Annotated in this window: 22 protein-coding genes; 17 read left to right on the top strand and 5 right to left on the bottom strand. The window is 73.9% G+C overall.

What is annotated here, in order from left to right:
- Positions 1-5 precede the first annotated feature (5 nt).
- The 6 genes from ACGFYH_RS00110 to ACGFYH_RS00085 all read left to right on the top strand — a co-directional run bounded on the left by ACGFYH_RS00110 (position 6) and on the right by ACGFYH_RS00085 (position 9,708).
- The gene (locus ACGFYH_RS00110; RefSeq protein ID WP_393801495.1) at positions 6-1,052 is read left to right on the top strand and encodes a glutamate ABC transporter substrate-binding protein; all 1,047 of its coding nucleotides are present in this window, start codon (positions 6-8) and stop codon (positions 1,050-1,052) included.
- A 59-nt stretch (positions 1,053-1,111) separates the two neighbouring features.
- Positions 1,112-2,437 (top strand): hypothetical protein, encoded by a 1,326-nt coding sequence (locus ACGFYH_RS00105; RefSeq protein ID WP_393800849.1) that lies wholly within the window; start codon positions 1,112-1,114, stop codon positions 2,435-2,437.
- 22 nt (positions 2,438-2,459) lie between these two features.
- Complete coding sequence (locus ACGFYH_RS00100; RefSeq protein WP_393800848.1) at positions 2,460-5,165, top strand: tetratricopeptide repeat protein; 2,706 nt, start codon at positions 2,460-2,462, stop codon at positions 5,163-5,165.
- A 3-nt stretch (positions 5,166-5,168) separates the two neighbouring features.
- Positions 5,169-6,557 carry a PP2C family serine/threonine-protein phosphatase gene (locus tag ACGFYH_RS00095; RefSeq protein ID WP_393800847.1) on the top strand — a complete coding sequence of 463 codons (1,389 nt, stop codon included), beginning with the start codon at positions 5,169-5,171 and terminating at the stop codon, positions 6,555-6,557.
- A gap of 114 nt (positions 6,558-6,671) precedes the next feature.
- The gene (locus ACGFYH_RS00090; protein WP_393800846.1) at positions 6,672-8,018 is read left to right on the top strand and encodes a VWA domain-containing protein; all 1,347 of its coding nucleotides are present in this window, start codon (positions 6,672-6,674) and stop codon (positions 8,016-8,018) included.
- A 49-nt stretch (positions 8,019-8,067) separates the two neighbouring features.
- Positions 8,068-9,708, top strand: a complete 1,641-nt coding sequence (locus ACGFYH_RS00085) for an FHA domain-containing protein (RefSeq protein ID WP_393800845.1) — start codon at positions 8,068-8,070, stop codon at positions 9,706-9,708.
- A 27-nt stretch (positions 9,709-9,735) separates the two neighbouring features.
- Here the strand turns inward: ACGFYH_RS00085 and ACGFYH_RS00080 are convergent, their stop codons facing one another.
- On the bottom strand, positions 9,736-10,710 hold the full coding sequence (locus ACGFYH_RS00080; protein ID WP_393800844.1) for a methyltransferase domain-containing protein: 975 nt from the start codon (positions 10,708-10,710) through the stop codon (positions 9,736-9,738).
- A 144-nt stretch (positions 10,711-10,854) separates the two neighbouring features.
- On the opposite strand from ACGFYH_RS00080, the gene ACGFYH_RS00075 reads away from it, so the two are divergent.
- From ACGFYH_RS00075 to ACGFYH_RS00060, 4 genes are all read left to right on the top strand, one after another.
- The gene (locus ACGFYH_RS00075; RefSeq protein ID WP_393801494.1) at positions 10,855-11,268 is read left to right on the top strand and encodes a globin; all 414 of its coding nucleotides are present in this window, start codon (positions 10,855-10,857) and stop codon (positions 11,266-11,268) included.
- Positions 11,269-11,471: 203 nt separating this feature from the next.
- Positions 11,472-14,936, top strand: a complete 3,465-nt coding sequence (locus ACGFYH_RS00070) for an FtsX-like permease family protein (protein WP_393800843.1) — start codon at positions 11,472-11,474, stop codon at positions 14,934-14,936.
- 5 nt (positions 14,937-14,941) lie between these two features.
- Positions 14,942-17,665 (top strand): FtsX-like permease family protein, encoded by a 2,724-nt coding sequence (locus tag ACGFYH_RS00065; RefSeq protein ID WP_393800842.1) that lies wholly within the window; start codon positions 14,942-14,944, stop codon positions 17,663-17,665.
- A gap of 79 nt (positions 17,666-17,744) precedes the next feature.
- Positions 17,745-18,704 (top strand): ABC transporter ATP-binding protein, encoded by a 960-nt coding sequence (locus ACGFYH_RS00060; RefSeq protein ID WP_393800841.1) that lies wholly within the window; start codon positions 17,745-17,747, stop codon positions 18,702-18,704.
- Between the two features lie 37 nt (positions 18,705-18,741).
- Here the strand turns inward: ACGFYH_RS00060 and ACGFYH_RS00055 are convergent, their stop codons facing one another.
- From ACGFYH_RS00055 to ettA, 3 genes are read right to left on the bottom strand one after another with little or no spacing between them, the layout of a single operon-like run.
- On the bottom strand, positions 18,742-19,431 hold the full coding sequence (locus ACGFYH_RS00055; RefSeq protein WP_393800840.1) for a hypothetical protein: 690 nt from the start codon (positions 19,429-19,431) through the stop codon (positions 18,742-18,744).
- Positions 19,428-19,838 carry an acyl-CoA thioesterase gene (locus tag ACGFYH_RS00050; protein ID WP_393800839.1) on the bottom strand — a complete coding sequence of 137 codons (411 nt, stop codon included), beginning with the start codon at positions 19,836-19,838 and terminating at the stop codon, positions 19,428-19,430. The genes ACGFYH_RS00055 and ACGFYH_RS00050 overlap by 4 nt, the downstream gene beginning before the upstream one ends.
- Positions 19,839-19,840: 2 nt before the next feature.
- The gene (gene ettA / locus ACGFYH_RS00045; RefSeq protein WP_393800838.1) at positions 19,841-21,505 is read right to left on the bottom strand and encodes an energy-dependent translational throttle protein EttA; all 1,665 of its coding nucleotides are present in this window, start codon (positions 21,503-21,505) and stop codon (positions 19,841-19,843) included.
- A gap of 231 nt (positions 21,506-21,736) precedes the next feature.
- Here ettA and ACGFYH_RS00040 point away from each other — a divergent pair, with 231 nt between their 5' ends.
- Entirely contained in the window at positions 21,737-22,006 is a 270-nt protein-coding gene (locus tag ACGFYH_RS00040) for a hypothetical protein (RefSeq protein ID WP_393800837.1), read from the top strand.
- A gap of 49 nt (positions 22,007-22,055) precedes the next feature.
- Here the strand turns inward: ACGFYH_RS00040 and ACGFYH_RS00035 are convergent, their stop codons facing one another.
- Positions 22,056-22,811 carry a GntR family transcriptional regulator gene (locus ACGFYH_RS00035; RefSeq protein ID WP_393800836.1) on the bottom strand — a complete coding sequence of 252 codons (756 nt, stop codon included), beginning with the start codon at positions 22,809-22,811 and terminating at the stop codon, positions 22,056-22,058.
- 80 nt (positions 22,812-22,891) lie between these two features.
- Between ACGFYH_RS00035 and ACGFYH_RS00030 the strand changes: the two genes are divergently transcribed.
- From ACGFYH_RS00030 to ACGFYH_RS00005, 6 genes are all read left to right on the top strand, one after another.
- Positions 22,892-23,170 carry a hypothetical protein gene (locus ACGFYH_RS00030; RefSeq protein WP_393800835.1) on the top strand — a complete coding sequence of 93 codons (279 nt, stop codon included), beginning with the start codon at positions 22,892-22,894 and terminating at the stop codon, positions 23,168-23,170.
- A 12-nt stretch (positions 23,171-23,182) separates the two neighbouring features.
- The gene (locus ACGFYH_RS00025) at positions 23,183-23,479 is read left to right on the top strand and encodes a hypothetical protein (protein ID WP_393800834.1); all 297 of its coding nucleotides are present in this window, start codon (positions 23,183-23,185) and stop codon (positions 23,477-23,479) included.
- A 193-nt stretch (positions 23,480-23,672) separates the two neighbouring features.
- Complete coding sequence (locus ACGFYH_RS00020) at positions 23,673-23,942, top strand: hypothetical protein (protein ID WP_163089021.1); 270 nt, start codon at positions 23,673-23,675, stop codon at positions 23,940-23,942.
- Complete coding sequence (locus ACGFYH_RS00015) at positions 23,911-24,642, top strand: GntR family transcriptional regulator (RefSeq protein WP_393800833.1); 732 nt, start codon at positions 23,911-23,913, stop codon at positions 24,640-24,642. The genes ACGFYH_RS00020 and ACGFYH_RS00015 overlap by 32 nt, the downstream gene beginning before the upstream one ends.
- Positions 24,639-24,947, top strand: coding sequence for a hypothetical protein (locus ACGFYH_RS00010; protein WP_393800832.1), 309 nt, complete (start codon positions 24,639-24,641; stop codon positions 24,945-24,947). The genes ACGFYH_RS00015 and ACGFYH_RS00010 overlap by 4 nt, the downstream gene beginning before the upstream one ends.
- A gap of 166 nt (positions 24,948-25,113) precedes the next feature.
- Positions 25,114-25,470, top strand: coding sequence for a hypothetical protein (locus ACGFYH_RS00005; protein ID WP_393800831.1), 357 nt, complete (start codon positions 25,114-25,116; stop codon positions 25,468-25,470).
- The last annotated feature ends 129 nt before the right edge of the window (positions 25,471-25,599 follow it).

The following is a 25,599-nucleotide window of genomic DNA, read 5'->3' as shown; positions in this document are numbered from 1 at the left end:
TGAGGATGCGTGCGGGACGGTTGCGGACCGGTCTGAGGGGCTGGGGCGGTGTCGGGGCGATGGCGTTCGCCTGCGTACTCGCGGTGCTGTCGGCCCTGCTCCTGCCGGTGGTCCACTCCCACGGCGAGGGCGGCGGCGGTACGGACGACGGCGCCCACGGCGTCGCCCACGGCGGCCAGGCGCGGGCCGCGCGGGACTGCACGGACCCGGAGAAGCAGACCCTCTCCCCGTCCGGGGACGACGGCCCCGCCATCGACGAGATCCGCGCCCGCGAGGGCGAGAAGCGCAAGCTGATCGTCGGGGTCGACCAGAACAGCTACCGCTGGGGCTACCGCGACCCGAACAGCGGCGGTGGCGCCGCGCTGGAGGGCTTCGACATCGACCTGGCGCACCGGATCGCGAAGGACATCCTCGGCGACGAGGACGCCGTGCAGTTCAAGGCGATACCGACCGACCAGCGGGTCCCCGCGATCCAGGACGGCCGGGTCGACATGGTGGTCCGCACGATGACCGTCAACTGCGACCGGCTGCGGGACGTCGCGTTCTCCGCGCCCTACTTCAGGACCGGCCAGCAGGTGCTGGCGCCCAAGTCCTCGGACATCACCGGGTACGACGGCACACTGGCGGGCAAGAAGATCTGCACGGCGGCGGGTTCGACGGCGCTGAGCACGCTGGAGCGGGACCGCGAGGACGGCACGCTCGCCGCCGGCGCCGACCTCCGCACCACGGTGCCCAGCCAACTGGACTGCCTGGTAAGGCTCCAGCTCGGCGAGGTCGACGCGGTGGTCACCGACGGCGCCCTCGCCGCGAGCCAGGCAGCGCAGGACCCGACGGTGGAGCTGAAGGGCGACGCCTTCACCACCGAGTACTACGGCGTGGCGATGAAGAAGGACGCCGACGATCTGGTACGCCGGGTCAACCGGATCCTGGAGGAGTGGCGGGCGGACCCGGCCGAGGGGTGGCAGCACTCGTACGACGTGTGGCTGTCGAGGACCATGGACGACGCGGCGAAGTCGCGGCCACCGACCCCGCGGTACCTGCGCGGGAGCTGACCGGCGGCCGCACCGCACGTGAAGAGCACAGGCAAGTCCGCGACAGCGAGAGGTGATCGATGGGCGACACGGGACCCACCGGGCCGGTGATGGACCGGGACGAGGTGGACCGTGCGCTGGCGCGGCTCGGAGCGGAGCACGAGGCGATCGAGACCTCGCTCCTCGCCCTCCAGGACCACGCGGGCCGCAGACTCCTCGAGGGCGCCGAGCTGACGGGCGTCACCGTCGAGCGCTGGGCGGTAGCGGAGGCGTCGATCACGCTGCTGTGGACCTTCTTCGACGCGTACACGGGCGCGCTGCGCACCGCCAGGGAGATCCGCTCCCGGCGCCGCTGGTCGAGCCGCGAGGACCTGGCGGAGCTGACGGAGCTGCTGCGCGGCGACGCCGTCACGGTGGCCGGCGCCGCCGCCGGCGCGTCCACCGCGCACGGCGGACCGGGCCGGCTCAGCCAGCGGTACTCACTGGTGACGCTGGTGGACCGGATGAACGAGCTGTACGCCACCTCGCTGGACATGGTGGTCGCCGCCGACGCGGTGTGGTCGGCGCTGCCCGCCCGGATCGATTTACTGGCCGCCGAGCTCCGGCGCACCCGCGAGCTGGCGCACTCGGTGGGGGTGCGCCCCGGCGAGCACCCGGCAGGCGACGACCTGGAGCGGATCACCCGCACCCTGACCCGGCTGCGCGAGCGGGTGGTGTCCGACCCGCTGGCCTTCTGGTCGCCCGCCAAGGGCAGTTCGGCACCGGGCGGCGGCCGTCCCGACACCACGGTGTACGACCGGGAGGCGCGTGCCCTGGAGGAGGTGCGCCGCGAGATCGACGCGGTGCTGGCCGTGCGCCAGGACGCCGAGCAGCGGATCGTGCGGCTGCGGGACGTGCTCTCCCGTGCGGACCGCACGCTGGCCGAGGCCCGCACCGCGCGGGGCGAGGTGCTGGCGAAGATCGCCGCGACGGAGGTGCCGGTCGTCGGCGGACCGCCGATCGTGCTCCAGGAGCAGCTGGCGGCGGCCGCCGAGTACCGCAGGCACGCCCAGTGGCACCGGCTGTCGCCGCTTCTGGAGTCCCTGGAGGAGAAGGCCGAGGACGAACTGCTGCGCGCCCGGGAGTCGTTGACGGCGGTCACCGCGCCGCTCGCGGTCCGTGCCGAGCTGCGCGGCCGGCTCGACGCGTACAAGGCGAAAATGGCCCGGCTGGGTCACGCCGAGGACCCGGAGCTGGCCGAGAAGTACGAGAGGGCGCGCCGCATGCTGTGGAGCGCGCCCTGCGACCTGCGCGTCGCCGAGCAGGCCGTGCTGCGCTACCAGCACGCGGCGGCCGAACTGCTCGGCACCGCGCGGCGCGTGCCCGGGCAGGGCGGGCCGGTGGACCGGACGGGGCCCGGCGCATGAGCGACAAGGGGGAGGCAGCGTCATGAGCGAGGCAGGGCGGACGTGTCAGCGCCCCGGCTGCGGCGGGACCTACGAGGACATGGGCGGCGGCGAGCTGTACTGCGACACGTGCGGTCTCGCGCCGGTCGTCGCCGCGGGCGGCGCGCTCGGCTCGGCACCGACCGGCGTCACCGGAGCCGGGGGCCGGGGTTCGCGCGGGCGCGGGTCGCGCGGTTCGCTCGGTGCGTCGCGCGGCGGGAGCGCCCACTCCGGCGGCCGCAGTGCGGGTACGTCCTCGCGGTCGTCGCGCTCGTCGAGGTCCCGGCGCTCCGTGTCGGGGCGGCTCTCGCGGGCGGTGTCGGGCCGTTCCACGGGGCGTTCGGTGTCGGTGCGCAGCTCCGGTTCGGGCGCAGGTTCGACCGGGCGCGGGCGCCTCGGCGTCGGTCTCGTCGAGGTACCGGCGGTGCCTCGGCCCGACCCGCGGGAGATGGTCATGGACCACCCCGAGGTGCCCGAGCGCAAGCGGTTCTGCTCGCGCTCGGACTGCGGGGCACCGGTCGGGCGGGCGCGCGGGGAGCGGCCGGGCCGCACGGAGGGCTTCTGCACCAAGTGCGGCCACCCCTACTCGTTCGTGCCCAAGCTGACGGCCGGTGACGTCGTGCACGGCCAGTACGAGGTGGTGGGCTGTCTCGCGCACGGCGGGCTCGGCTGGGTCTACCTCGCGGTCGACAAGGCGGTCTCGGACCGCTGGGTGGTCCTCAAGGGCCTGCTCGACACCGGCGACCAGGACGCGATGGCGGCGGCGATCTCCGAACGGCGCTTCCTCGCCGAGATCGAGCACGCCAACATCGTGCGGATCTACAACTTCGTCGAGCACCTCGACCAGCGCACCGGCTCCCTGGACGGCTACATCGTCATGGAGTACGTCGGCGGCAAGTCGCTCAAGGAGATCGCCAACGCCCGGCGCTCCCCCGCGGGCAGACGCGACCCGCTGCCGGTCGAACAGGCCTGCGCGTACGGCATCGAGGCGCTGGAGGCGCTCGGCCACCTGCACAGCCGCAAGCTGCTGTACTGCGACTTCAAGGTCGACAACGCCATCCAGACCGAGGACCAGCTCAAGCTCATCGACATGGGCGCGGTCCGCCGCATGGACGACGACGAGTCGGCCATCTACGGCACGGTGGGCTACCAGGCCCCCGAGGTCGCCGACGTCGGCCCGTCGGTGGCGTCCGACCTGTACACCGTCGGTCGCACGCTCGCCGTGCTGTCGTTCGACTTCCAGGGCTACACCACCGTCTACGCCGACTCGCTGCCGGTCCCCGACAGCATCGACGTCTTCCGGCACTACGAGTCGTTCTACCGGCTGCTGGTGCGTGCCACGGACCCCGATCCGGCCCGCAGGTTCGCCTCCGCGCAGGAGATGGCGGAGCAGCTGACGGGTGTGCTGCGCGAAGTGGTCTCGCTCCAGACGGGCCGCGCCCGGCCCGCCGTCTCCACCCTGTTCGGGCCCGAGGTCCGCGTGACGGACACGGAGTTGTTCCCGCGGCTGGACGGCGAGGTGTCCCGGCTGGGGGCCAGAGCGGCCCGTACGAGAAGGGGCCGGGGCGGCTCGGGTGCGGCCCTGCCGGGCGGGGCGGGCCCCGCGCCCGCGCTGCCGGGCGGGAGCGGGCCGGCCCCGGGCGCGCCGGGCGGGACCGTCGCGCACGCCCCGCCGCTCGGCACGGGCCCGGGGCCGGGGGGCGCGAGCGCGTCGCTGCCGGGTGCCGTGAGCTCGGTCGGCGGTCTGGACGTCGGGACCTCCGGTCTGGTCAAGCCCGCCGACGCGCCCACGGCCGCGCTCGCGCTGCCGGTCCCGCGGGTCGACGTGGGCGACCCCAACGCGGGCTTCCTGGCGGGCCTCATGGCGTCGGCGCCGGGTGAGCTGCTGACCGCGCTGGCCGCCGCGCCGGTGCCGTCGACCGAGACGCGGCTGCGGCAGGTCCGGGCACGGCTGGAGAACGGCGACGCGTCCGGCGCGCTGGCGGCCCTGCAGACGCTGGAGGGCGAGCACCCCGACGACTGGCGGGTGGTCTGGTACCGCGGTCTCGCCGCGCTGGTGACCGGCGCCCACGAGGACGCCGCGCTGGCCTTCGACGCGGTCTACGACGCCTTCCCCGGCGAGATCGCGCCCAAGCTGGCGCTGGCCCTGTGCGCGGAGGTGCTGGGGCAGCTCGACAACGCCGCCGAGTACTACCGGCTGGTGTGGTCCTCCGACCCGAGCCATGTCAGCGCGGCGTTCGGGCTGGCCCGGGTCCAGCTGGCCGGCGGCGACCGGACCGGTGCCGTACGGACGCTGGAGTCGGTGCCGGAGTCGTCCGTCCACTGCACCGGTGCGCGCGTGGCGGCCGTACGGGCACGGCTGCGGCGGCGCACCGCGGCCCCGGGCGACCTGGCGTTCCTGGACGATCTGGTCGCCGCCGCGCGACAGGTCGAGGCGCTGGACGTGTACGGTCTGGATCCGGCGCGGCGCGAGCAACTGTCGGCCGAGGTCCTCGGTTGCGCGCTCGACTGGGTACTCTCCGGAGGTCGGGGTTCCGTCCCTCCCGCCGCCGGGGGACGGACGCTGCTCGACAGCGGCCTGGACGAACGCGCCCTGCGCTTCGGCCTGGAGCGCTCGTACCGCACGCTGGCCCGGCTGGCGCGGGGCGGCGAGGAGAGGATCGACCTGGTGGAACGTGCCAATCGTTACCGCCCCCGGACGTGGGTGTAGTTGATGTCGCAGATGCCCCAGCAGGCCGCTGTGCCGAAGTGCCCGAGCTGCGAGGAACCCCTCGATTCGGGTGACCGTTTCTGCGGTGCCTGCGGATACGACCTGTCCGTCGTGCCGGCGCGGCCCGAGGACAGCCCGGCCCTCGCCGTCAACGGCGCGGTGCCCGCCCCGGCGCCCGCGCCGGACGGCGCGGACTGGCCCGCGGCCCGGGACTCGGACGGCCACGGCCGCCCCGCCCCGGTGCACGCGGCGGCCGAGCTGCCGGGCACCGACTCGGGCGGTTCCCCGCTGCCCCCGTCGCCCCCGCCCGCGGTACCGCCTTCGGCTCCGGCCGCTCCCGCCGCTCCGGCTGGGGTACCCGCGCCGGGCGTGCGCTTCGACCGGCCGGGCGAACCCGACGAGTACCCCTTGCAGGCGCCCGACCCACGGCTGACCGCCGAAGCCGAACAGGCCGCGCCCGCCGCACCGGGCGCGGTCGAGAAGGTGTGCGTGGCCTGCCGTGCGGGCCGCGTCGACGACGACGGCTACTGCGAGAACTGCGGCCACGCCCAGCCCCGCGAACGCGACCACATGGAGCAGGAATCGGGCCCGGTCGCCGCCGTCAGCGACCGCGGCCTGCGCCACCACCGCAACGAGGACGCGTTCTCGGTCGGCTGCACCGTGCTGCCCGACGGCGCTCCCGCGAGCGTGGCGATCGTCTGCGACGGCGTGTCCTCCGCGACCCGCCCCGACGACGCCTCCCTCGCCGCCTCCCGGGCGGCCGGCGAGTCGCTCCTCGGCGCCCTGCCGCGCGGCACGCACCCGCAACAGGCCATGCACGACGCCATCCTGGCCGCCTCCCACGCCGTCAACGCGCTGGCCGACGAGCCCGCCACCGTCCGCCAGCAGGCCCCGCACCAGAACGCGCCCGCCTGCACCCTGGTCGGCGCCGTGGTCACCGCCGGTCTGCTGGTCGTCGGCTGGGTCGGCGACAGCCGCGTCTACTGGGTGCCGGCCGACCGCGCCGCCCCGCCCGTCCGGCTCACCGAGGACGACTCGTGGGCCGCGCAGATGGTCGCCGCGGGCCTGATGAGCGAGGCCGAGGCCTATGCCGACGAGCGCGCCCACGCGATCACCGGCTGGCTGGGCGCCGACGCCTACGAACTGGAGCCGCACACCGCGTCCTTCAAGCCGGACCGGCCCGGTGTGGTCGTGGTCTGCACGGACGGCCTGTGGAACTACGCGGAGTCCGCCGAGGAGATGGCCGGGGCCATGCCCCTGGACGCCGCCGTCCGCCCGCTGCACAGCGCCCGCGTTCTGGTCGGCCACGCCCTGGACGGCGGGGGCCACGACAACGTAACAGTGGCCCTCGTGCCGTTCCCGGCCCCGCCGCAGGGGGCAGGATCGGCCTGAGGCCTCCGCACGGGCACGGACGAGGAGCGGGGTCTCGCGGACCGCAGGGGGCGGTCCGCAGCGGCAGTCAGGGCCCCCACCGCTGTGGGGACGTAGAGGGGGATGCGATCCGGCATGGCCAATTTCTCGAAGTCGAACGTGCCGCAGTTCGCGGTGGACGTCTACCAGAACGAGTACCTGCCCGAGGGCGGCCGTGAGGTCAACGCCATCGTCACGGTCACCGCGACCGGCGGCGGCACGATCGGGACCGCGGTCGCCGCGCCCCACCTGTACTCGCCGGGACAGGGCCCGTCCGCCGCCGTGGTGTTGATGGTCGACTGCTCGGGCTCGATGGACTACCCGCCGACCAAGATGCGCAACGCCCGCGACGCCACGGCCGCCGCGGTCGACACCCTGCGCGACGGCGTGCACTTCGCCGTGGTCGGCGGCACCCATGTGGCCAAGGAGGTCTACCCGGGCGGCGGCCGGCTCGCGGTCGCCGACGCCACCACCCGGGGGCAGGCCAAGCAGGCGCTGCGCGGACTCGGCGCGGGCGGCGGCACCGCCATCGGCACCTGGCTCCGGCTGGCCGACCGGCTGCTGTCGTCGGCGGACGTCGCCATCCGGCACGGCATCCTGCTCACCGACGGCCGTAACGAACACGAGTCGCCCGAGGACCTCAGGACGGCGCTCGACGCCTGTGCCGGGCGTTTCACCTGCGACGCCCGTGGCGTGGGCACCGACTGGGAAGTGAAAGAAGTCACAGGGATCGCCTCCGCCCTGCTCGGCACCGCCGACATCGTCGCCGACCCGGTGGGCCTGGCCTCGGACTTCACGCGGATGATGGAGACGGCCATGGGCAAGGAGGTCGCGGACGTCGCGCTGCGCCTGTGGACCCCGGTCGGCACCACGGTGAAGTTCGTCAAGCAGGTCGCCCCGACGGTCGAGGAGCTGACCGACCGCCGCACCGGGGCGGGACCGCGGGCCGGGGACTACCCCACCGGTTCCTGGGGCGACGAGTCCCGTGACTACCACGTCTGCGTGCGGGTGCCGGCCGCCGACCTCGGCCGGGAGATGCTGGCCGCCCGCGTCCGCCTGGTCATCCCGGAGCCCGGGGGCAGCGTCCAGGACCTCGGCGCGCAGGGTCTCGTACGGGCCGTGTGGACGGACGACATGGTCGCTTCCACGTCGATCAACCCCCAAGTCGCCCACTACACCGGGCAGGCCGAACTGGCACAAGCCATCCAGCAGGGGCTCGATCTGCGCAAAGCGGGAGACATCGACGGAGCAACGGCGAAACTGGGCCGCGCGGTTCAGCTCGCCGGGGTCTCCGGGAACGCGGATACGGCGAAACTGCTCGCGAAGGTGGTGGACGTGGTGGACGCGGCTGCGGGTACTGTGCGACTGAAAGCGAAGGTCGAGGAGGCCGACGAGATGACTCTCGAGACCCGGTCGACCAAGACTGTTCGTGTGAAGAAGTGACGCAGGACAACCACCGCGCGACACGCCCGCAAGAGAGGGAAGCTCCGACATGCCGACCTGCCCGAACGGACACCAGTCGGGTTCCGACGACTGGTGCGAGGTCTGCGGTCACCGCATGGCCGGTGCCGTGCCGCCCCCTCCGCCGCCACCGCCCCCCGGCGGCTACGGCTTCCCGCCGCCCGGTGGCCCGGGTGGTCCCGGCGGCGGCCCGGGTGGTCCCGGCGGCGGCCCCGGTGGTCCGGGCGGCGAGCCGCAGCTGTGCCCGCAGTGCCGCACGCCGCGTGAGGGCGGTGCGCCGTTCTGCGAGGAGTGCCGGTGGAACTTCCTGACCAACACCGCCACCTCGTACACCCCCGCCGCCCCGCGCCCGCCGGCGCCCGGCGGTCCGGCGCCGCACTTCCAGCAGCCGCCGGCGGGCCCGTCGTACGGCGGCGGTGACTCGTACGACTACCAGGGCTCGCGCCCGTCCCAGGTGAACCGTCCCGCCGAACCGATCCCCCCGGGCCCGCCCTTCGGCGGCGACCCGTCGGGGCGCGGTGGCCCGGGGAGTCCCGGTGGTCCCGGGGGTCCCGGCGGGCCGGTTGGCGGTCCCGGCGGTCCTGCGGGCGGCCCCGGCGGTCCGCATGGTCCCGGCGGTCCCTACAACCCCGGTGGTCCCGGTGGTCCCGGTGGGCAGAACGGGCCAGGTGGGCAGAACGGGCCAGGTGGGCCCGGTGGGCAGAACGGTCCCGGTGGGCCCGGTGGCCCTGGCGGTTTCGGCAGCCCCGAGCGTCCCGGTGGCCCTGGCGGTTTCGGTGGCCCCGGCGGCCCCGAGCGTCCCGGCGGCCCCGAGCGTCCCGGTGGCCCCGGTGGCCCCGGTGGTCACAACGACCCCTCCGGTCACAACAACCCCTCGGGTCCCCCCGCCCGGCCCGGTTTCGGCGCTGACCCGTCGCGGCCGGTCCCGCCTCCGCCCGGACCGGTCCCGCCCGCGCCCGGCGGCCCCGGCGGCGCGCCGCAGGGCTACCAGTCCGGTCCCCCTGCCCCGCCCGCGTTCCCGCAGGAGACCAACCGCCCGCAGCAGGGCGGCCCGGCCTTCGGCGGCGGTGACGACGACTGGGTGCTCTCTCCGCCGTCGTCGACCGGACCGGGAGCCCCTGGAGGACCGGGCGGACCGGGCGGGCCAGGCGGTCCGAACGGCCCGGGTCCGGCCCAGGGCGGCGGCTACGGCTACCCGCAGCCCGGCGCCACCCAGGCCCCGCCCGGCCAGGGCTTCCCGCAGCAGCCGCAGCGGCCCCGGCAGCCGACGACCTGGTCGGCGACCATCGGTCCGGACCGCGAGTACTTCATGGCGATGATGCAGCGCTCCGGCCCCGAGGCCGCGGGCCTGAACCTGCCCGCGTACTCGCCCGAGCAGCAGCGCGCGCTCACCGGGAACCAGATCACCATCGGCCGCCGCCGGCACTCCACCGGCGACACCCCGGACATCGATCTGGCCGTACCGCCGGAGGACCCGGGCGTCTCGCACCAGCACGCGGTGCTGGTGCAGCAGCCGGACGGCAGCTGGGCGGTCGTCGACCAGAACTCGACGAACGGCACGACGGTCAACGGCGGCGAGGAGCCGATCCAGCCCTTCGTGCCGGTGCCGCTCCAGGACGGCGACCGGGTCCACGTGGGCGCCTGGACGACGATCACGCTCCGCCGGGGCTAGCGCGACCGGCACGACCGGCGGTCTCCGTCAGGCGAACGGCCAGGCGTACGGGCCTTCGGGGTCGTCCAGCCACGCCCAGGCCCGTTCGCCGCTGACGGTGATGCCGTAGCGCTCGCGGCGCGGGGCGTCCTCGCGGTCCCACAGGGCGTACGCCTCCTGCGGGTCGAGGCCGCCCCGGCTCAGCGCCAGCAGGAAGCGGAACAGGTCGTCCTCCCGGGCCCGGCGCGGCACTCCGCCCAGGCCCGGCGTGTCCGGCTCGGAGCGGGCCGCGCCCCGCAGCGGTACGAAGTACGCGGGGGTGCGCAGGAAGCGCCCCTCCGCGTGTCCGGCGTCGCGGACGGTGAGGACGACGAGGCCGGTGGCGAGCGGGGTCAGGATCCGGCCGCCGGGGCGGCACTGGGCCAGCCAGGCGCGGGGCACCGAGGGCAGCGTGCAGGTGGCGACGATCCGGTCGTAGGGGGCGCGTTCGGGAACGCCGCGGGCGCCGTCGCCGGTGACGACGGCCGGGTGGTACCCGGCGTCGGCCAGGTGCCGGCGGGCCGACTCGGTGATCTCGGGGTCCAGGTCGACGGTGGTGACCAGACCGCCGTCGCCGAGCCGGTGGGCGAGCAGGGCGGCGTTGTAGCCGGTGCCGGCGCCGATCTCCAGGATCCGGTCGCCGTCCCGCACGTCCAGTGCCACCAGCATCATCGCCATCAGCGAGGGCTGGCTGCTGGAGGAGAGCAGTTCGCCGTCGCGCATCCGGGTCGCCAGCGGGGCGTCGGCGTACGCGCCGCGCACCCAGCGCTCGCGGGCGCCCCGGTCGGGGGCCTCGCCCCACCGGCGTTCGTAGCCGCCCCGGACGCCGACGTAGTAGTACGGCACGAAGAGGTGGCGCGGGACCGCCCGGAACGCCTCCCGCCACACCGGGTCGGCCGTCCAGGCACCGCTCAGCTCGATCTCCCGCACCAGCTCCGCCCGCGCGGAGGCGGCGAGGCTGTCCAGGTCCTCGTACCCGCCCATGCCTCCACAGTACGGGCCCGCCGGCCGACGGGCCGGGGGCCCGACGCGGCCCCGGGTGTCCCGGGTGTCCCGGGTGTCCCGGGTGTCCCGGGGAGTTATGGGCGGGTCCTAGGTCTTGAGTCCTATGTCCCCGTGTCTGAGACCATGGACGGCGTGAACGAGATTCGGCGCGGCACGCTTCAGGAGCAGACCTTCTACGAGCAGGTCGGCGGGGAGGAGACCTTCCGCAAGCTCGTCCACCGTTTCTACCGGGGGGTGGCCGAGGACCCGATCCTGCGGCCGATGTACCCCGAGGACGACCTGGGACCGGCCGAGAACCGCTTCGCGCTGTTCCTCATGCAGTACTGGGGCGGCCCGACGACGTACAGCGACAACCGCGGCCATCCGCGGCTGCGGATGCGGCACGCCCCCTTCGTCGTCGACCGGGCCGCGCACGACGCGTGGCTGAAGCACATGCGGGTCGCCCTCGACGAGCTGGGCCTGTCCGAGGAGCACGAGCAGACGCTGTGGAAGTACCTGACGTACGCGGCGGCCTCGATGATCAACACCCCTGGTTGATCCCGGTACCCGGGGACCCGGACCGACCCATGACCGGATCTTCCACGTCCCTGCATGACCGGGTAGGGTGACGGCCGCATTCCGGTCATCCGACGCCGGATTCCGGTCACGATCCGGTCAAGTCCAGGTCCCAGGCGCTTACTTCCGTACCTGCTCCTCTGACACCATCCGGGAGAGGTCTGGACAACAAGGGCGGGGGCCGTGTGGCGGGGTACGGGGGGCTGGTCGGGTTCGTGCTGCTGCGTGCGCGGGCGCACCGCCTGCTGCTGGCCGCCGCCCTGCTCACCGTCCTGCTGACGACCACGGTGCTGGCCACCCTGACCGCCTACTCGGGCGCCATCGGCGACGCGGCCCTGCGGCACGCCCTCGCCGAGTCGCGCACCGGGGCGGACGCCGCGCTGATCGTGAAGGCGGACGTACCGGCGACCCAGCGGCCGGCCGCCGACGCCGCCGTGCGCGAGGGTGCCGCGAGAACCTTCGACGGGCTGCCGCGCACGGTACGGACCCTGGTGCGCTCGGGTCCGTACGCGCTGCCGGGCTCCCTGCGGCCCCCGGCCGAGCGGTCCGGCGACCCCGATCTGACGTTCTTCGCGGCGCTCGACCCGTCGCGGGTCCGAATCGACGAGGGCCGAATGCCCCGGGGCGGGGACGGGGACGAGAACGCGGACGTGGACGTGGACGTGGAGGGGAGCGGCGGCGACGGCGGCCGCGACGGACCGGCCGGTGGGACGGTCGAGGTGGCGGTGCCCGTGGCCGCCGCCGAGCGCCTCGGCGTCCGTCCGGGCGACCGGCTCACCCTCACCGACCGGCTCGACGGCCCGGCCGTCCGGATCGTGGTGAGCGGCCTGTACCGGCCGGTCGACAGCGGGTCACCGTACTGGCGCCTCGACGACCTGGACGGGCGCGGCGTCAAGGAGGGCGGGTTCACGACCTACGGGCCGCTGCTCGCCCCGCCCGGTGCGCTGAGCGGCGGCCGGGTCAGCGCGGGGACGTCCGGGTGGCTGGTGACGGCGGACTACTCGTCGCTGTCGACCGGACGGACCGACGCCCTGCGGGAGGCGGCGCGGGACGGTGTGGCGTGGCTTCGCGCGCGGCCGGCGCTCAGCGACGCCACCACGGCGTCGACCGGACTGCCCACGGTGCTGGACCGTCTCGACCGCTCGCTGACCGTCTCCCGCTCCGTCCTCCTCGTCATCGCGCTGCAACTCGTCCTGCTCGCGGGCGGCGCGTTGCTGCTGGTGGCGCGGCTGCTCAGCGTGGAGCGCGCGGGCGAGCTGCGGCTGCTGCGGGCGCGTGGCGCCTCCCGGGCCCGGTTGGCGGCGGGGTCCGCGCTGGAGGCGTTGCTGCTGGCCGTGCCCGCGCTGATCTGCGCGCCGCTGCTGGCCGGGCCGCTGATCCGGTTGCTGGCCGGGCAGGGGGCACTGGCCCGGATCGGGCTGGGCTGGGAGCCGACGGCCGGCGGCAGCGGCACGGTGTGGCTGGTGGCGGCGGTCGCGGCCCTCGGCTGCACGGCGGCCGTGACGCTGCCCGCGCTGACCCTCGCACCGGAGGTGCGCGTCCGGAACCGGGCGTTGCCGAGCTGGCTGCGCGCCGGCGCGGACGTGGGCCTGCTGGTGGTCGCCGGCCTCGCCTACCGGCAGTTGGACCGGCAGACCTCCGCCGACGGGACGGGCGAGGCCGGGGAAGCGGGCACCCTCGGGATCGATCCGCTGTTCGTGGCGACGCCCGCGCTGGCACTGCTGGCCGGGACGGTGCTGGCGCTGCGGTTGCTGCCGCTGGTGGCGCGGCTCGCGGAGCGCCGGGCGGCGAGCGGGCGCGGGCTGGCCGCGGCGCTGGCCGGCTGGCAGCTGAGCCGGCGTCCGATGCGCGGGGCGGGGCCCGTGCTGCTGCTGGTGCTCGCCGTGGCGCTCGGCACGATGGCCATCGGCCAGGGCGCCTCCTGGTCCCGTTCGCAGGACGACCAGGCCGACTTCCGCACGGGAGCGCCGATACGGGTGCAGGCCTCCGGCACGGCGGAGCCGGGCCGCACCGGCCGGATCGCGGGCGTCAGCGGCGTACGGGAGGTCGCCCCCGCGGCCCGGTCCGCGGTCTCGCTGTCCGGGGACCGCACGGCGACGGTGCTCGCGCTGGACACCTCGCACGCGGCGGGCCTGATGCTGATGCGGCCCGACCTGGCGGACGAGTCGCCGCGCCGGCTGCTGTCCGGAATGGCGCCCGGGCGGTCGTCGAAGGGCGCGAAGATCCCGGCGGGCACGGCCCGGCTGGCACTGACGGCGACCCTGACCGTCCCGGACGCCGCTCCGGACGCCACTCCGACCCCCGGCCCGCCCCCCGGCCCGACCTCCGGGCCGACCTCCGCCCCGACCCCCGACCCGACCTCCGGGCCGACCTCCGGGCCGTCGCCCGGCCCGTCCTCCGGCGAAGCGCGGTCGGCGGAGGTGGCGGTCACCGTCGAGGACCGCTGGGGCACCCCGTACCGGCTGGCGGCCGGGTCGCTGACCGCCGACGGCCGGGAGCACACCCTCGCCACGGACGTCTCCGGCGGACCGTTCACCCTGACCGGCGTCGAGTCCAAGGTGGTGCAACCCACGGGCCGGGGGGAGGAACACCGCCTGACCGTACGGCAGGTGACCGCCACGGCCGCCGACGGGACCGCAGGGCGCATACCGCTGCCCGGCGCCTGGACGGCCGGGACGGAGCTGGCACCGGCATCGCTCGCACCGGGCGCGGTGGGTGCCCCGTCGACGCCGCGCGTACTGGACGGGAAGCCGCTCGCCGTCGTATACCGCACGGGCCGCTCGGACAACTCGGCGATCACCACGCTGACCGTGCGGCTGCGGGTCGCGCAGCCCGGGCCCGCCCAGGTGACCGCCGTCGCCACCGACCGTTTCCTCGCCTCCGCGGGCGCCCGCACCGGACAGCGCGTCACGGTGCTGATCGGCGGCCACGACGTACCGGTGCGGATCACGCACTCCGTGCGCGAGCTGCCGAGCACCGCGCCCGAGACCGACCCGGCGCGGTCCGGCGGGGCGCTGCTGGTGGACCTGCGGGCGGTGAACGGGGTGTTGGACAGCGAGTACGGCACCGCCGTCGCGCCCACCGAGTGGTGGCTGCGGCCCGAGCCGGGGAGGACCGAGGAGGCCGCGCGGGGTCTGCGGGCGTTCCCGGACACGGCACCGGCCCAGGTGCTGGTGCGCGACGAGGCCGCCGAGCGGCTGCGTGACGACCCGTTCGGCGCCGGTCCGGGCGCCGCGTTCGCCGCGGCGACCCTGGTGGCGGCGGCACTGGCGGCGGTCGGCTTCGCGGTGAGCGCCGCCGGATCGCTGCGCGAGCGGGGCACCGAGTTCTCCGTACTGCGTGCCCTGGGCGCCTCGCGCCGCCGGCTGGCCCGCGCGGTCGCCGTCGAGCAGGGTGTGCTGACCGGCCTGGCGCTGCTGACCGGCGCCGCCCTGGGCGCGGTCCTGACCCGGGCGGTGATCCCGCTGACCGTACTGACCCCGCAGGCCACCCGGCCCGTGCCGGACGTGCACGTGACCCTGCCGGGTGACCGGATCGCCCTGCTGGTGGCCGGCATGGCCGTCGTACCCCTGCTGGTCACGGCGGCACTGGCGCGGCGCCGCACGGATACGACGGTGACCCTCAAGGAGCACGGAGGTGCCGGACGGTGAAGGCCGTGACCGCCCCCTGGGTACGCACCCGGCTGCGGACCGCCCCCGGCGCCGCCGTCGCGCTGGCGGTGCTGGTGGCGCTGACCTCGTGCCTGGCCGCCGCCTTCCCCCGGGCGCTCGACCGGTACACGGACGACGGTCTGCGCCAGGCCGTCGAGCGGGCCCCGGCCGACGAGAGCAGTGTCCTGGTGTACGCGAGTCCCGACCCCGGGGAAGGGCTCGCGGCCGCCGAGGACAGCGTCCGGCCCGAGCGCCTCACCAGCGCCTACCAGTCCGTCCTCGACACCCTCGAACGCCCGCTCGCCGTCGAGGAGGAGCAGTCCTCCTACGGCGTCCGCGTCGTCGGCAGCCTGCCCGCGTCGGACAAGTGGCTGCCCCGGCCCGACGGGCTGCCCGCGGAGCTGGTCCTCGCCGCCCCGCAGGGTCTCGCCGGCCACGCCCGGCTGCGCTCCGGCCGGCTGCCCGAGGTCACCGGCGGGCGGACGAGCACCTCGACCACCGAGGTGGAGGCCGCGGTGACCGAGGAGACGGCCCGCACGCTGCACATCGAGGCGGGCTCGGTCATCCATGTGCCGGCGGAGCGCGCGCTCACCGTCCGCGTCACCGGCATCGTCACGCCCGAACGGCCCGGCAGCGCCTACTGGTCCGTCGACTCCGTGCTGCGCACGCCCTCCCTGCGGCGCACGCCGGGACCGCCCGGCGCGCCCAGCCCCACCTACTGGGTCGGCGGCCTGCTGCTCGCCCCCGGGGCGGGCCCCGCGCTGCTCGGCTCGACCCCCGTGGTCCGCTACTGGCACCTGACACCCGACCCGGACACGCTGCACAGCCGCGACCTCGACACACTCGCCTCCGCCGTGGCCGCCCTGGAGTCCGGCCCCGGCCTTGAGCGGCTGCACTGGACGGTCGGCCCCCTGACGGACGTCACGACCGGCCTCGACGACGTCTTCACCACGTACGGGCGGCTCCGCGGCGACGTCGGCCCGCTGGTCGTCGTCGCCGCGTCGGGCGCGGGCACGGTCGCCGCCGTCGTCCTGCTGATGGCGGGCGGCCTGGCCACCGACCGGCGCCGGGCCGAACTGGCCCTGCTGCGGGCCCGTGGCGTCTCCGTACGGGGACTGGTGGGGCGGCTGCTGGCCGAGACGGCGGTCGTGGCCGTGCCCGCGGGCGGGCTCGGGTTCGGCGTGGCGCTGCTCGCGCTGCCCGGCGCCCGGCTCCTTCCCGCGCTCTGGGCCGCCGTCGCGGTGACCGCCGTGGCCTGCCTCGCGCTGCCGCTGCGGGCCGCCGTCGCACACCGCTCCGTACGCGTCCACGACGGCCGACGGGACGTGGCGTCGCCGCGGGTGTCCCGGCGCCGTACGGTCGCCGAACTGACGGTCGTGGTCCTCGCGCTGGGCGCCGTCGAGATGCTGCGCCGACGCGGGGCGACGGAGGGCTCCGGCGGCCTGGTGGCGCTGGCGCCGGTACTGGTCGGGGTGATCGCCGCGCTGGTGCTGGTGCGCCTGTACCCGCTGCCGCTGCGCGGGCTGGCCCGGCCGGCCCGGCGCTTGCGGGGCGCCGTCGGTCATCTCGCGCTGGCCCGGGCCGGCCGTACCTCCGCCTCCGCCGTGCTGCCCCTGCTCGCGCTGCTGACCGCGTTCACCGTGGCGGCGTTCGGCGGTTCGGTGCTCAGCGGCGTGGCCGGTGCCCGCGACCGGGCGGCGCTGTTCGCCGTCGGCGCCGACGCCCGGGTGGAGGCCGCCGACGCGCTGCCCTCCGACCTCGCCGACCGTCTCGGGAAGGCGTCCGGGGTACGGGAGATCACCGGGGTTGGTGTCGACTACCAGGCCAGGACGGAGAACGGCCGCCAGACGCTGCCGGTCGCGGGTGTGGACCCCGGTGCCTACGCGGCGCTGGCGGCGCGGACGGGCCTCGGCGCGTTCCCCGCAGGGAGGCTGACGCGGCCGGACGGCGCCCAGGGCGGCTCCGCGGACGCCGTACTGCCGGCGCTGGCCTCCCCGGCGGTCGCCGAACGGTTCGGCAGCGGAGCGTTCCCGTTGCGCCTGGCCGACGGCAGCGTCGCCACGCTGCGGATCGTGCTGGTCCGCGACCACACCCCGGCCGTGAACGGCGACGACTTCCTCGTCGTGGACCGGGCCGGGCTGTCCGACCGGGCCGCCCGCCCGAACGTACTGCTGCTGACCGGCGACGACCTGGACGCGGGCACGCTGCGCCGGGCCGCGGACGGCGTCGGCACCCTCCGTCTGCGCTCCGTGGAGCGCGGCAGGTACGTGGACTCGCCGCTGCAGTCCGGCGCGGAGCACATCTACGCGGCCGCCGTGGCCGCCGGCGCCGGTTACGCGGCCCTGGCCCTGCTGCTGTCCCTCGCGGGCACCGCGCCCGAGCGCGCCGCCCTCCTGGCCCGGCTGCGCACCATGGGCCTCACCCGCGCCCAGGGCCGCCGCCTGCTCGTCCTGGAGTCCCTCCCCCAGGCCCTGCCCGCCACGCTGGGCGGCGTCCTGACCGGGTGGGCGGCCGTCCGGCTCCTCTCTCCCGGCATCGACCTGACGACCATCGCCCTGTCGTCGACGACGTCCCCGGTGGGGCGCGCGGAGCTGCGCACCGACCCGTGGTCGCTGGCCGTCCCGGCGGTGGCGGTGCTGGTCCTCGCGGTGGGGGTGGCGGCGCTCCAGGCGTGGTGGTCGGGCCGACGCGGGGCGGTGGCGGAACTCCGGGCGGGCGACGCGCGGTGAGCCGCGAGGGGCGGCCGCGGAAGCCGCCGACGACGACCACGGCGGAAGGCCGCCGCGCTCAGACATGGAGGAGACCCCGATGACGAGCGACCCCACCCTCGCCGACCTGGCAGACCGCGCCACCGCGTCCCGGGACCGCCCCGCCTACGGGCACGACGCCCTGATCACCTGCGACCGCCTGGTCCGGATCTTCAGCGCGGGCGGGGTGGAGGTGCAGGCCCTGCAGGGTCTCGACCTGCTGGTCCGTGAGGGTGAGCTGATGGCGCTGGTCGGCGCCTCGGGCAGCGGCAAGTCCACGCTGATGAACATCCTGGCCGGCCTGGACACGCCGACCGCCGGGGCGGCCCGGGTCGCGGGGCGCGATCTGCTCACGATGACGGCGAAGGACCGTCTGGCCTACCGCCGCGCGGTGGTCGGGTTCGTGTGGCAGCAGACGTCCCGGAACCTCATGCCCTACCTGACGGCCGCCCAGAACGTGGCGCTGCCCATGCAGTTGGCCGGCACCGGCGGACGCCGGGCGGCGCGTGCCGAGCGCGCGCTGGAGCTCCTGGACCTGATGGGCGTCGCCGACTGCCGCGACCGCCGACCGCGGCAGATGTCCGGCGGGCAGCAGCAGCGGGTCGCCATCGCCGTGGCCCTCGCGGGCGCCCCCTCGGTCCTGCTCGCCGACGAGCCGACGGGCGAACTGGACTCCCACACCGCGGGACAGATCTTCGCCGCCTTCCGCACCGCCAACGAGCACCTGGGCACCACCATCGTCATCGTCACCCACGACCAGGCGGTGGCCGGGGAGGTCCGCCGCACCGTCGCCATCCGCGACGGCCGCACCTCCACGGAGGTCCTGCGCCGCAGCGAGGTGGACGCCGAGACCGGCCACGAGACGGTGGTGGCCCGCGAGTACGCCATGCTCGACCGCGCCGGCCGGCTCCAGCTGCCCGCCGACTACACCGCGGCCCTCGGCATGCGCGACCGCGTCGCCCTGGAACTGGAGTCGGACCACATCGCCGTACGCCCGGACGACAGCGAAACGCACCCCTGAGCGGCCGGGCCCCTCCCGGGCGTCAGCAGGCGCGGGCTCAGCGCACGCTGATGCCCAGGGCCCCGGCGCCCGCCCGCCGCAGGGCGACGGATCCGAAAGGCGTGCGCAGCCGCAGCCACGGACCGGAGGAGAACAGCTTCGGCGCGTCCTCGCGGGAGCCCGGCGCTCCGGGCGGCCGCAGGAAGCCGAGGGACTGGGCCGCGTGCACGGCCCGCACCGGCAGCCCGGTGTCCCCGACCGTCCGGGACCATATCTCCCGCCCGATCCGGTCCAGCTCGGCCCGGGTACGGGCCTCGGGTGCCAGCTCCCCCGTACGCGTACGGAACTCCGCCACCGCGGCGGAGACCAGAGCGCGCAGGGCGTCCGGGGCGGGCAGTCCCGGCTCGGCCCGCCAGCCACCGCGCGGGGGCAGCACCCCGGCCCACGGCGGCCCGGTCACCGCACCCGGGACACCGGCGGTCACCGCCCGCTCGTCCACCGTCTCCAGCAGCTCACCGGCGGACACGGTCACGTCCAGCGTGACGTCGAGCCCGTTCTCGTAGGGCTTGGCCAGGCGTACCGCGCGCACGGCCAGCACCTCGAAGGAGGGCGGCCGCCCGAAGACGGCGAGGGCCGTACCGGCCGCCTGGAGGCGCACCGCGGCCGAACGGTCGTAGTGGAGCAGGCGGGACAGGAAGGCCGCGAGATCCGCGGCCTCCCCCCGGTCGGCCAGGTGGAGCACCGTCATGCGGCGACGGCCTCCTCCTTGTCGTCCGTGTACTCCGCGAGGAACTCCCGTTCCTCGGCGGTGATCCGGCGGGGCCGCTGGGCCTCGAAGTCGAACGGCACGATCACCGTCGAGGCGCGGACGTAGACCTCGTCGCCGTCCTTGACCTCGTAGGTGAGTGTGAAGGAGGCGGCCCTGATCTCCGTGACCCACAGCTCGATGTCGACCGGGTGGTGCCGGTGCACGAGCTGCCGCTTGTAGTCGATCTCATGGCGTGCCACCACGGACCCCTGCTTGAAGTCCTTCTCCGGGCGGAACAGGAAGTCGATACGGGCCTCCTCCAGGTAGCGGAGGAAGACCACGTTGTTGACGTGGCCGTACGCGTCCATGTCCGCCCAGCGCAGTGGGCAGCGGTAGATGTGCCGCAAGATCAGCCCCGGGTCAGCTTCTTGTAGGTGGCGCGGTGCGGGCGGGCGGCGTCCGCACCGAGCCGCTCGACCTTGTTCTTCTCGTACGACTCGAAGTTGCCCTCGAACCAGAACCACTTGGACTCGCCCTCGTAGGCGAGGATGTGGGTGGCGACGCGGTCGAGGAACCACCGGTCGTGGGAGACGACCACGGCGCACCCGGGGAACTCCAGCAGCGCGTTCTCGAGGCTGCCGAGCGTCTCGACGTCGAGGTCGTTGGTCGGCTCGTCGAGCAGGAGCAGGTTGCCGCCCTGTTTGAGGGTGAGCGCGAGGTTCAGCCGGTTGCGCTCACCGCCGGAGAGCACCCCGGCCGCCTTCTGCTGGTCCGGCCCCTTGAACCCGAAGGCGGAGACGTAGGCGCGGGAGGGCATCTCGACCTGCCCGACGTTGATGTAGTCCAGCTCGTCCGAGACGACGGCCCACAGCGTCTTCTTCGGGTCGATGTGCTCGCGGCTCTGGTCGACGTAGGAGATCTTGACGGTGTCGCCGACCTTGATGCTGCCGGAGTCCGGCTCCTCGAAGCCCTGGATCATCTTGAAGAGCGTCGTCTTGCCCGCGCCGTTGGGTCCGATGACGCCGACGATCCCGTTGCGCGGCAGGGTGAAGCTGAGGTCGTCGATGAGGACCTTCTCGCCGAAGGCCTTGCTGAGGTTGTTCACCTCGACGACGACGTTGCCCAGGCGCGGGCCCGGCGGGATCTGGATCTCCTCGAAGTCCAGCTTGCGCATCTTGTCGGCCTCGGCGGCCATCTCCTCGTACCGCGCCAGACGGGCCTTGGACTTGGCCTGCCGCCCCTTGGCGTTGGACCGCACCCAGTCCAGCTCGTCCTTGAGGCGCTTCTGCCGCTTGGCGTCCTTCTGGCCCTCGACCTTGAGGCGGGTGGCCTTGGTCTCCAGGTACTTGGAGTAGTTGCCCTCGTAGCCGTGCAGGCGGCCGCGGTCGACCTCGCAGATCCAGCCGGCGACGTTGTCCAGGAAGTACCGGTCGTGGGTCACGGCCACGACGGTGCCCTCGTACTTGGCGAGGTGCTGCTCCAGCCAGTTCACCGACTCGGCGTCGAGGTGGTTGGTGGGCTCGTCGAGCAGCAGCAGGTCGGGCGCCTCGAGCAGCAGTTTGCACAGGGCGACGCGCCGCTTCTCACCACCGGAGAGGTTCACGACGGGCCAGTCGCCGGGCGGGCAGCCCAGCGCGTCCATGGCCTGCTCCAGCTGCGCGTCGAGGTCCCAGGCGTTGGCGTGGTCCAGCTCCTCCTGGAGCTTGCCCATCTCCTCGAGGAGCGCGTCCGAGTAGTCGGTCGCCATCTGCTCGGCGATCTCGTTGAACCGGTCGAGCTTGCCCTTGACCTCGGCGACACCCTCCTGGACGTTCTCCAGGACGGTCTTCTCCTCGTTCAGCGGGGGCTCCTGCAGCAGGATGCCCACCGTGTAGCCCGGCGACAGGAACGCGTCACCGTTCGACGGCTGCTCCAGCCCCGCCATGATCTTCAGAACGGTCGACTTGCCGGCGCCGTTCGGTCCGACCACACCGATCTTCGCGCCGGGCAGGAAGCTCAGGGTGACGTCGTCAAGGATCACCTTGTCGCCGTGCGCCTTGCGCGCCTTGCGCATGGTGTAAATGTACTCAGCCAAGAGAAACCGTCCGGCAGCTTGATCAGGCAGTGGGCAGATACACCCCATCTTGCCCGACCGCCACCCCTTGGGGGAAACCCGTATGGTCCGGGGCCTCCGACCTGGGCTTTCGCTGACGGCTAGAGCACGTCTCCTGTCGCCGTCGGTCGCCGTCGAGTGCCCTCGGGCTCCCTCGCACGGCCCAGAGACGGCCCGACAGGGATGACGCCCCGGGCGTGACATCCTGCCGCCATGACAGCAGCGGACGCGCACGACGGGCTACGACACCTGCTCAACGAGTGGGATCCGATCGGCGTCGCCGACTTGGTGGAGGACGAGTACGACTGCCTCATCGCTCCGCTCCTCAACCGGCTCCGGAACGGCGCCGACCGAGCTGAGTTGCGTGGCTTTCTGCATCACGAACTGACCGACCATTTCGGCCTGAGTCAGCCCTACGGCGTGGACGGGCTAGCGGATCGCCTCACGGTCTGGTGGACAGCGACGCACACGCAGGAAGCATGAGGGCGGCCGACCCGACGCGGACTGATGCAATGCGGGCCGGCTGCACCGGCTACCGGTTGATCGGAATCTCGTAGACGATCTCGCAGAGTGCGGCGGGCACCACAATGTCCGCGGTCTCCACGGGCCGCCCCTCATCGCTGTAGTACGTCCGACGGATGTGTGTGACGAGCGCGCCCTTCTGGACGCCGAGGAGTGATGTCTCCTCGGCGGTCGCCTGCCGGGGCTCGGGCTGCTCCACGGCGTGGCTGATGGTGATGCCGATCTCCGCCATGCGGTTCACGACCCCTGTCCCGGCGTGCGGCCCTCCCTCGGGGAGGACGACGAGCGTGCCGGCGGTGAGGTCGTACGGCTCCCAGCTCGTCGACAGCTGCACCGGCCTGCCGTCGGCGAGGAACTCGTACGCGGTCCGGACGCACGGCTCACCTTCGGCAATGCCCAGACGCGTGGCAATCTCCGCCGGTGCCGGGACCTTGGCCTCGGTCCGGCTCTCCCAGTCGCCTTGCCTGCCCACGGCCTTCATGTCCGCGCGGAACGGCGAACCGCTGGGCTGCTCGCGCGCCGACGACCGGACCACCCGTACGCGTTGCCTGGGCTCGGCGACGTAGGTGCCGGAACCGGCGCGGCCTTCCAGCATCCCTTGGGAGATCAGCAACTCCTGTGCCCGGCGCACCACGTTGTCGCCGACGCCGTACTCCTGGCCGATCTGGGCGCGGGAGGGCAGTCGGTCCCCCGGCTCCCACTCGTGCTCCGCGATCCGCCGCCGAAGCTCGTCGGCGATGCGGAGATAGGGCGGTTGCTCAGGCATATGGAAAATCTAGTCCACTAGCTCTAATCTAGTTAACTAGCTTCACTCAAAGTGATCGCCGCTAACCGGAGGGCTGCCCTGTGCCTGCTTCCAAGGTGCGCGCGGAGGCCATCGCAGCCCGGTTATCGGCCGTCGGGCTCGCCACGCGCGTGAAGGAGCACGACGACTGCACGGCCATCGAGGCGGAGGTGTCGGAACCACTCTCCGCCGAGTCATGGCGGGAGGTCCTGGAGGCAGTGGCTACGGCTGACCGCTTCGGCCTCCTCGCCACCAGTTCGAACGACCGCACCCTCTGGGCGGTCTTACACAAAACGGTCCCCGCGACGGGCGATGTCGGGGGACCGGGCCATCAGCGATAGGAGCTGAACACCGTGCTCAATCGTATCCGCCGTACCGTCTCGCACCTCAGGGAGCGGTACCTCTACAAGGGCCGGCACCGCCGCTCCGCAACGCCTGTGCGGCCCGTGGCCGCTTCCCCTGAAGTCGCCCACGGTGCGGTGCTGTTCCTGCGCCGACACCGCGAGCACACGGGCCTTCTCGTGGGGGAGGAAACGGCGCTCGTCCGCCCGTACGTCCTGGCCAGTGAGGCCCGCGCACAGCACCGCTCGGCGCCCGTGAGCTGCGCCCCCCTCGCCGCTCCCTGGTACGCCTCGGCAGGTGACCACTGATGCCGCCCCGCCAACAGCCTCACGTGCCGGGGCCTGACTCCTACCGGTCAACCTCGTGCCGGATCGGCACGCACCACGCCTGCGCGGAGTCGTCCCCGGCCACCGCGCCGGTCGATGTGCCAGTGATCTACGAAGCCTGCGACTGCTCGTGCCACACGATCGCCAGGTGCCCCGTACCGACGGAGGCGGCACGGTGAAGGTAACGGCACTCGGTGGCGCGGTGCTTTCCCCTGTCGAGATCACCTCGGCCAGCGTGCAGCGCGGCGACATCATCCAGGTCGGAGGCCAGCAGTGCCGGGTGAGCGACCTCTTCCAACTGCCCGGCGGAGCGAAGCGACTCGTCTTCGACTCGGGTGAGTTGCTGACCATCCACACGATGACCCGGCTCGTGGCCCTGCGGCTCGTGCGAGTAAGAGGCGGTGATCCAGCCCATGCCCTCGCGACGCGACACCATCGCCGATGACCTCCGGGACCGGATCGTCACCGGTCGGCTCAAGCCCGGCGACCGCCTGCCCTCTGAGGCGCACTTGGCCGCCCAGTACACGGTGAGCACACCGACACTGCGGAACGCCCTCGCCGTGCTCCAGGCGGAAGGCCTCGTCGAGAAGGTCCACGGCAAGGGGAACTTCATTCGCCGTCCGGTCCGCAGGATCACGTACGTGGGAGGGGGCCGGACACCGGACACGCACATCGTGGATCTAGCGCCCCTGAGCGTCAGCGTCCGCACCACCAAAGTCAGGGCCCGCGGGCATCTCGCGGCCCTGCTGAAGATGCCGACCGGCAGTCCTCTGACGGAGATCCTCTGTCTCGGCCATGAGGGCGAGGGGCCTCACAGCCTGGCCCGCATCTACGTCCCTTGCGACCTGGCGCCGGCCGCCGCACTCCGCGAGTCACTCCCGTACGAGGAGATCGTGACGGGCCTGATGGAACTTCGCCCGCCGCTGGCTGAAGTCCGGGAGGAGATCAGCGTCCGCCTCCCGACACCGGAGGAGGCATCCACGCTCCGGATCAGCTCCGCCCTGGCAGTCCTCGCCATCACCCGCCAGACGACCGACGTCGCTGGACGCGTGGTCGAGGCGGCCCTCCTGGTGCTACCGGGGGACCGCGCCGACGCTGTGTTCACCACTCACCACATGATCGACGGGAGGCCCGCGGAAGCATGACGACGTCAAACGAACTGCGGCTCCTCCCCTGGACGGGCCCCGACGGCAAGCCGTGCTTCCTCAGCACCGACGACAACGGCGGCCACATGTCCCGCCTGGCAGACAACATCGAGTCAGTGCGACTCGGCATGGCAACCGACCTCCTGGACCAAGCGTTAGACATCCTCGCCCAGGCCGAGACGGACCCCGACGACCTGCGACTCCTGACGAAGGACCTGACCGGAGCTCTACGGGACACGCTCCGCGTTGCGACCAGCCGCGGTCACCGCCTGGACAGCCGGTCTACTGATCACCGCTCCCGCTGACCGGCGGGCCGGAAGAAGCCCACGACTCCGACCAGTTCGGATGCCGTGGGCTTCTGTCGTTGGCGGCCGGAGTCGGGTGATCCTGGATAGCCCAGAGGCGGCCCGAAATCGCACTGCTCCTCCGTCGAGTTGGGCTCGCTAGCATCCTGGGGTCGAAGGGACAGGCATGGCACTGGGACGCAAGGGAGCACGGCGCATAGTCGTCGACGGCACGGCCTACCGCTGGCGGCTGCGACGCAGACCCACCTACAGCCAGGCACTGTGCTGGTCGCCGTGCACTTACGCCGTGGAGCATGCGAATGCTCCTGGGACGACTCTCGTCGTCACCACGAACCAGCCTCACCTCAGCAACTGGCTCGGGGGCCTGGGTAACCCGGTACTGCCCTCCGATGTCGCCAATGCCATTGCATCCGCTCTACGACGGGGTTGGATGCCCACTCACGCGGGCTCGCCGTTTCACCTCGACCAGTCCGCCGGCTTCGGGTCTGTCAAACGAACGGCTCTGGCCCGTAATCGGCGGTAACGCTGCGTAGTAATCATTGGAGGAGGATGCGGTGGCGGAGCAGGGGGAACCCGGCTCGGCCGTGCATCTGTCTCATGATCCGTTTGGTTCGGGTGTTGACGCCCTCGGTGCGGCCGTTGTGGTAGGGGC

It is taken from the genome of Streptomyces sp. NPDC048392 (assembly GCF_043200575.1).
Lineage (GTDB): Bacteria > Actinomycetota > Actinomycetes > Streptomycetales > Streptomycetaceae > Streptomyces.
This window is presented reverse-complemented; position numbering and strand designations above follow the sequence as displayed.

What these genes read in the sequence shown, in the direction of transcription:
- ACGFYH_RS00090 (WP_393800846.1), top strand. Translation starts at nt 6,672, where the DNA reads ATGGCCAATTTCTCGAAGTCGAACGTGCCGCAGTTCGCGGTGGACGTC.
- ACGFYH_RS00095 (WP_393800847.1), top strand. Translation starts at nt 5,169, where the DNA reads ATGTCGCAGATGCCCCAGCAGGCCGCTGTGCCGAAGTGCCCGAGCTGC.
- ACGFYH_RS00060 (WP_393800841.1), top strand. Translation starts at nt 17,745, where the DNA reads ATGACGAGCGACCCCACCCTCGCCGACCTGGCAGACCGCGCCACCGCG.
- ACGFYH_RS00075 (WP_393801494.1), top strand. Translation starts at nt 10,855, where the DNA reads ATGGACGGCGTGAACGAGATTCGGCGCGGCACGCTTCAGGAGCAGACC.
- ACGFYH_RS00035 (WP_393800836.1), bottom strand. Translation starts at nt 22,811, where the DNA reads ATGCCTGAGCAACCGCCCTATCTCCGCATCGCCGACGAGCTTCGGCGG.
- ACGFYH_RS00110 (WP_393801495.1), top strand. Translation starts at nt 6, where the DNA reads ATGCGTGCGGGACGGTTGCGGACCGGTCTGAGGGGCTGGGGCGGTGTC.
- ACGFYH_RS00015 (WP_393800833.1), top strand. Translation starts at nt 23,911, where the DNA reads ATGCCCTCGCGACGCGACACCATCGCCGATGACCTCCGGGACCGGATC.
- ACGFYH_RS00010 (WP_393800832.1), top strand. Translation starts at nt 24,639, where the DNA reads ATGACGACGTCAAACGAACTGCGGCTCCTCCCCTGGACGGGCCCCGAC.
- ACGFYH_RS00080 (WP_393800844.1), bottom strand. Translation starts at nt 10,710, where the DNA reads ATGGGCGGGTACGAGGACCTGGACAGCCTCGCCGCCTCCGCGCGGGCG.
- ACGFYH_RS00105 (WP_393800849.1), top strand. Translation starts at nt 1,112, where the DNA reads ATGGGCGACACGGGACCCACCGGGCCGGTGATGGACCGGGACGAGGTG.
- ACGFYH_RS00085 (WP_393800845.1), top strand. Translation starts at nt 8,068, where the DNA reads ATGCCGACCTGCCCGAACGGACACCAGTCGGGTTCCGACGACTGGTGC.
- ACGFYH_RS00100 (WP_393800848.1), top strand. Translation starts at nt 2,460, where the DNA reads ATGAGCGAGGCAGGGCGGACGTGTCAGCGCCCCGGCTGCGGCGGGACC.
- ACGFYH_RS00055 (WP_393800840.1), bottom strand. Translation starts at nt 19,431, where the DNA reads ATGACGGTGCTCCACCTGGCCGACCGGGGGGAGGCCGCGGATCTCGCG.
- ACGFYH_RS00005 (WP_393800831.1), top strand. Translation starts at nt 25,114, where the DNA reads ATGGCACTGGGACGCAAGGGAGCACGGCGCATAGTCGTCGACGGCACG.
- ACGFYH_RS00040 (WP_393800837.1), top strand. Translation starts at nt 21,737, where the DNA reads ATGACAGCAGCGGACGCGCACGACGGGCTACGACACCTGCTCAACGAG.